Source organism: Mesorhizobium sp. M8A.F.Ca.ET.207.01.1.1 (assembly GCF_004794715.1).
Taxonomy (GTDB): domain Bacteria; phylum Pseudomonadota; class Alphaproteobacteria; order Rhizobiales; family Rhizobiaceae; genus Mesorhizobium.
In genome coordinates this window covers 1-286 of record NZ_SRUS01000556.1, presented here as the reverse complement: position 1 = coordinate 286, position 286 = coordinate 1, and the positions used below count along the sequence as shown (strand labels likewise).

The 286-nt window shown below is 64.7% G+C and carries 1 protein-coding gene; it reads left to right on the top strand.

Annotation, left to right across the window (positions count from 1 at the left end; genetic code table 11):
- Positions 1 to 286, top strand: a 286-nt coding sequence (locus EN850_RS35805) for a mannonate dehydratase (RefSeq protein ID WP_189591366.1), incomplete at both ends; no start/stop codon positions are given.

Here is a 286-nt window from a genome sequence, read left to right as displayed (position 1 = left end):
CCCGTCCACAACTCGATCAAGACCGGCTCACCCGAGCGCGAGCGTTACGTCGGCTGGTACAGGGACACCATCCGGGCGCTCGCCAAGGCAGGCATCTCCACCATCTGCTACAATTTCATGCCGGTGGTCGACTGGACCCGCACCGATCTGATGTACAGGCTGCCGACCACCGGCTATGCGCTGCGCTTCGACGCGCTCGATTTCGCTGCCTATGACGCCTTCGTGCTGAAGCGGCCGAATGCCGAGGCGAGCTACAGCCCGGCCCGGCTCAAGGAGGCGCAAGTGC